General features: G+C 34.3%; 5 protein-coding genes and 1 pseudogene. All 6 read left to right on the top strand.

The genetic code is table 11. The annotated features are described in order from the left end of the window. A partial coding sequence (locus ABJI11_RS06290; protein ID WP_348350450.1) for a circularly permuted type 2 ATP-grasp protein occupies positions 1-863 on the top strand: 863 nt, incomplete at its 5' end. 9 nt (positions 864-872) lie between these two features. After that, positions 873-1820, top strand: a complete 948-nt coding sequence (locus ABJI11_RS06285; protein ID WP_276493949.1) for an alpha-E domain-containing protein — start codon at positions 873-875, stop codon at positions 1818-1820. Positions 1821-1848: 28 nt separating this feature from the next. Then, positions 1849-2541 carry a transglutaminase-like domain-containing protein gene (locus tag ABJI11_RS06280; RefSeq protein ID WP_348350448.1) on the top strand — a complete coding sequence of 231 codons (693 nt, stop codon included), beginning with the start codon at positions 1849-1851 and terminating at the stop codon, positions 2539-2541. A gap of 223 nt (positions 2542-2764) precedes the next feature. Then, a protein-coding gene (prfB, locus tag ABJI11_RS06275; protein ID WP_348350446.1) for a peptide chain release factor 2 occupies positions 2765-3866 on the top strand; the annotation gives its coding sequence in 2 pieces (ribosomal slippage) (positions 2765-2830 and positions 2832-3866; 1101 coding nt in all). A 63-nt stretch (positions 3867-3929) separates the two neighbouring features. Next, entirely contained in the window at positions 3930-4274 is a 345-nt protein-coding gene (gene arsC, locus ABJI11_RS06270; RefSeq protein ID WP_348350444.1) for an arsenate reductase (glutaredoxin), read from the top strand. Positions 4275-4361: 87 nt separating this feature from the next. Beyond that, positions 4362-4692: pseudogene (locus tag ABJI11_RS06265) on the top strand (hypothetical protein); the annotation flags it as partial.

Here is a 4692-nt window from a genome sequence, read left to right as displayed (position 1 = left end):
ACCAAACGCAAACGGTAACCAATTATGCCGAAAATTTACTAGAGCTATTAGAATCGGTCAAACCAAAAGGTGTAGACATACCTAATGTTGTAGTAATTACTCCGGGCATGTATAACTCTGCATTTTATGAACATTCATATTTAGCAAAGACCATGGGTGTAGAACTTGTGGAGGGTCGTGATTTGTTTGTAGAGAATGACTTTGTTTATATGAAAACCATTAAAGGTCCAGAGAAAGTCGATGTTATATACAGAAGAATTGATGATCAGTTTATTGACCCCTTAGAATTTAACCCAGATTCCGTTCTTGGTGTACCAGGTCTTTTTGCAGCGTACAAAAAAGGTAATGTCACTTTAGCCAATGCACCAGGTACCGGTGTAGCAGATGATAAGGCGGTATACACTTATATGCCACAAATCATTAAATACTATTTAGACGAGGAGCCTATTCTAAACAATGTACACACATACCATTGCAGTAGACCAGACGAATTAAAATATGTATTAGAACACATACACGAACTGGTTATTAAACCGGTTGACGAAGCAGGTGGCTATGGCATATCTATTGGCAACAGACTAAGTAAACAAGAAATAGAAAAAGTAAAAGCCGAAGTTAAGGCAAGCCCAAGAAAATATGTTGCTCAGCCTATAATGTCATTATCAGTGCACCCTACTTACATTGACGACACAGAATCATTTGAACAACGTCACGTAGACTTAAGAACATTTACTGTTCTAGGAAAAGACAAAGAGTTTGTTCTAAAAGGAGGATTGACACGTGTAGCGCTGAAAAAAGGAAATTTAATCGTTAATTCTTCTCAAGGAGGAGGATCAAAAGATACCTGGGTATTAAAAAAATAAAGAAAATATATGTTAGCAAGAGTTGCCAATAATCTATTTTGGATGGGACGTTATATTGAACGTTCAGAACATGTAGCAAGATATTTAAATGTAAATTATTTCTCTTCATTAGATGCACCAAATCTAAAATCTCAAGACCGCCAATTTGTATTGCGATCAATGTTATTTATGGTTGGTGACCCTGAAAAAGATTTAGATAAATTTTTAAAAGAAGAAGACGTACTTTATCAGATTGGTCTAGATCCATCTTACAGTTCTTCTATAATCAACAATATAAAATTTGCAAGGGAAAATGCCAACAGTGCAAGAGATTTAATCTCTACAGAATTGTACGAGGCAATCAACAAGTTTTACCACTTCGTCATCAACTACCCCAAAGAAATTTTTGTAAAAAATGGTCTTCATGATTTCACTACTAACGTGGCAGAAATGACAGATATACTTAGGGGCAAAATACGTGGTACTCTTTTACATGATGCCACCTACGCCATAATTTCAATGGGTATTAATATTGAAAGAGCCACCCAAATTACTAGAATGATTAATGCTAAATATAATGATGCATTACTTTCTCAAGGAGGCGAGAACGATAAATTCAGAAAAAGTTTCGAGTGGACAACCCTTTTAAAATGTGCGGAGTCTTATGATATGATGCGTAGATTTTACAAAAAAACACCTACCAGCATTACAACATTAGAATTTTTGATTCTAAACCCCAACTGCCCAAGATCAGTAATGAACTCATTAAACCAAGTAAATAGGCATGTAAAAATGCTTAATCCAGAAAAGCGATATAACAAAGATTCTACCGCTTTCTTAATAGGCAGGGTACGATCTGAATATGAGTTTAAATATATTGAGGAAATAGATGAGGATATTAAATCATTCATTGAAGATATTCTAAAAAGTCTAGTAGATATTAGCGATAAAGTAGACGAAGAGTTTTTTAACTATTAGACCGGTTAAATGAGGTATATTTGCCCTTATGCCGAGAGAATTTGAGATTACCTATAACGCGAAAAATATTTATGATGATTGGGTTTATGACGCACATTGGCAATTTTTAATAATTCCGGTTGAGAACGAGAACCAATATGAAGTAGAAATAGAATTCAGTAATTCATTATTTGCCAATACTGAATATTCAATTAACGGTTATGGCTTTAAAACATTAAGAGTCCATCCAAAGAAAAAGTTTAAGGAAATTACTTTTGAAGCTAAATTTAAGTTTTTAAAAGAAGAGGTAGACCCATATAATTTCAAAATAAATCCGGATATATCTGCAGCATATAATGAACTACATAATTCAGATTTTAAAATTACTCACGAACGCTTTTTAAAATCTACCTCTTTCACCACCTTAGAAAACAAACAAGAACAGCTGTTCTTGTTTGATAATTCTATTTCTATTTTCGATAATCTTGAAGCCTTAAACTTATATATTTTTAAGTACATAAAATTTACCTCAGGTGTAACCGAAGTAGGCACCCCACTTAAACAGATTATAACTAAGAAAAAAGGAGTTTGTCAAGACTTCACCCATTTTTTTTGTGCATTGGCACGAACTAATGGTGTACCTACTAGATATGTTTCAGGATACCTTGATCAAGACAGCGGCTACGTTGGCGGTTCTCAAATGCATGCGTGGGCAGAAGCTTATATACCAGAAATTGGCTAGAAAGGTTTTGACCCAACAAATAATATTTTAGCCAACACTAACCACATTAAAGTTTGTCATGGCAAAGACTATAATGATTGCGCTCCACTAAAAGGAATAATTCATTCACAGGGCAAGAACAAGACCATACACACGGTAACTGTTGAAAGTCAACAATAGGTATTCTTAAATATCTACCATCATTATTTAAAAGAGTATTATTTTTACCCAAAAATAAAATTGTATGAACATAAGTACAGACCAATACAAAGGTCTTTTAGATCGCCTTGGTGCGTTAAGGAGGTATCTTTGACATTGATGCCAAATTAATAGAAATAGAAAACGAACAAGAGAAAACCTTGGCGCCAGATTTTTGGGATAATCCTCAAGAAGCACAAGCTCATATGAAGTTTATCCAATCAAAAAAACAATGGGTAGATGATTATGATGCGGCACAACTATTGGTAGCAGATTTAGAGGCATTAATTGAATTTCAACAAGAAGGCGAAGTTTCTGAAGAAGAAGTAGAACGCCAATATGAAAAGGCAATCAATACCCTTGAAAAAATGGAGTTCAAGAATATGCTTTCTGAAGAAGGTGACGAACTACCAGCGGTACTACAAATAACTGCGGGTGCCGGTGGCACAGAAAGTTGCGATTGGGCTGCTATGCTTATGCGTATGTACATGATGTGGGCAGAAAAGAACGGTTATAAAATCAAAGAACTTAACTATCAAGAAGGTGATGTGGCCGGCATTAAAACCGTTACATTAGAAATTGATGGCGAGTATGCCTTTGGTTGGTTAAAAGGCGAAAATGGCGTTCATAGATTGGTACGTATCTCTCCGTTTGATAGTAATGCAAAAAGACATACTTCATTTGCATCTGTATATGTGTATCCTTTAGTAGATGATAGCATAGAGGTAGATGTCAATCCTGCAGATATAACTATTACAACAGCTAGATCTAGTGGTGCCGGTGGACAAAATGTGAACAAGGTGGAAACCAAAGTACAACTGACCCACCATCCTACCGGAATTCAAATTTCATGTTCAGATAGTAGAAGTCAGCACGACAATAGAGCCACTGCAATGAAAATGCTAAAGTCTCAATTGTACGAGATAGAACTTCGCAAGAAAATGGAAGCGCGGCAAGAAATTGAATCTTCTAAAATGAAGATTGAATGGGGCTCTCAGATTAGAAACTATGTTATGCATCCTTACAAATTGGTAAAAGATGTAAGAACAGGTCAAGAAACAGGTAATGTCGACAATGTTATGGATGGCGATATAGATCAATTTCTTAAAGCCTATCTAATGATGATGGGGCAAAAAGATGAAGAATAAAACAGATATCCTTATTTATCTTTTTAGATGAATAAGGATATCTATTAGTTAAAATAAATTGTAATGATTAAAATATATCATAATTCTAGATGTAGTAAATCTAGAGAAGGACTTAAAGTACTTGAAAATTCTGGCAAGAAATTTGAAGTAGTAAAGTATTTAGAAGACATACCAACTAAAGATGAGTTAAGAAACATCATTAGTTGTTTAGGAATTAAGCCAATTAATTTGGTACGAAAGTCTGAAGCAATCTGGAAAGAAAAATTTAAGCATTTGCCACTAAATGATGAAGAATTATTAGATGCAATGATTACATATCCAAAATTAATAGAAAGACCTATTGTAATTAATGGAAACAGTGCAGTTATAGGTAGACCTACTTCTAACATAGATTCATTGTTAAAATAGAATTCACTATAATTGCCTAGTTAATTATCTTAACAAACAATTAACCATTTTCAGTTAAACCATAGTATAACTTTATAATCTAAACACATGAAAAAAGTGATAAAAGGTAGCAATATAAAAGTATTGGCATTGCTATTAATTCTATTAGGAAGTTCTGAAATTTATGCACAATACGGTTATGGCAATAGCAGTTACGGGTCACGTGGCGGATATGGTAATCAAAGAAGTTCAATACCACAAGCACAGACACCAGCTGAACCACCTAAACCTAAAACCGCAGAAGAATTGGTTGATGACGAAATGCCAAGAATTACCGAGGCGCTTGCACTAAATGAATTTGAACAGGCTGTATTAAGTTCTGTTTTAAAGAAATATGTTCAAGAGCGTATAGAAGCTCAAATATTAAAACTTCCGCCAG

Origin of the sequence: Maribacter sp. (genome assembly GCF_039968975.1) — a bacterium.
Lineage (GTDB): Bacteria > Bacteroidota > Bacteroidia > Flavobacteriales > Flavobacteriaceae > Maribacter.
This window is presented reverse-complemented; position numbering and strand designations above follow the sequence as displayed.